At 67.5% G+C, this 1143-nt stretch carries 1 protein-coding gene; it reads right to left on the reverse strand.

The window, feature by feature from the left end; genetic code table 11:
- Positions 1-1143, reverse strand: a 1143-nt coding sequence (locus ACW69E_RS27700; protein WP_457501027.1) for an RNA-guided endonuclease InsQ/TnpB family protein, incomplete at both ends; no start/stop codon positions are given.

Genomic DNA, 1143 nt, shown 5'->3' on the forward strand with positions numbered 1-1143 from the left:
TCATCGCCGACTGCCCGCCCGGAGTACTCCGTTGAGGTCTTACACCAGCTCCACAGACAGACGCCGTCAGCCCGACGGCCAGGATATTCTTCGCCGCGTTCACGTCCCGGTCGTGGGTCGTCCCGCAGTCGCACGTCCAGGTGCGGACGTTCAGCGGCATCTTGTCCTGCAAGGTGCCGCAGGTCGAGCACAGCTTGGAGGAGGGGAACCATCGGTCGATCGCGATCACTTCGCGGCCGTACCACTGGGCCTTGTACTCCAGCATGCTCCGGAATTCCGACCAGGCCGCGTCGCTGATGGCGCGGGCCAGGCTCCGGTTCTTCACCATGTTCCGGACGGTGAGGTCCTCGATCACGATCGTTTGGTTTTCACGAACGAGCCGAGTGGTGAGCTTGTGCAGGTGGTCACGCCTGCGGTCGGTGATGCGGGCGTGGACCTCGGCAGCCTTCCGGCGTGCCTTTGCCCGGTTCGCTCCGTCACCCCCGGCCTTGCGGGCAAGCTGCCGCTGCGCCTTGGCGAGGCGGGTACGGTCGCGCCGCTCGTGGCGGGGGTTGGCGATCTTCTCCCCGGTCGAGAGGGTCAGCAGGTGGTCGAGCCCGACGTCGATGCCGACGGCCGCGCCGGTGGCGGGGAGCGGCTTGACGGACGGGTCCTCGCACAGCAGGGACACGAACCAGCGTCCGGCCGCGTCCTGGGACACGGTCACCGTGGACGGCGACGCACCCTCCGGGAGGGGACGGGACCACACGATGTCGAGCGGCTCCGCCATCTTCGCCAGGGTGAGGCTGCCGTCGCGGAACCGGAACGCGCTGGTGGTGTACTCCGCGGACTTGCGGGACTTCTTCCGCGACTTGAAGCGCGGGTACTTCGCCCGCCTGCCGAAGAAGTTCGTGAACGCCGTCTGAAGGTGCCGCAGGGCCTGCTGGAGCGGGACGGAGGACACCTCGTTGAGGTAGGCGAGTTCCTCGGTCTTCTTCCAGGCCGTCAGCATCGCCGACGTCTGGTTGTAGTTCACCCGCTCCTGCCGCGTCCACGCTTCGGTGCGCGCGGCCAGGGCGAGGTTGTAGACCTTCCGCACGCAGCCGAACGTGCGCGACAGCTCAGCTGCCTGCGCATCGGTCGGACAGAAGCGGTACTTGAAAG

The organism is Streptomyces sp. SS8, from assembly GCF_054072955.1.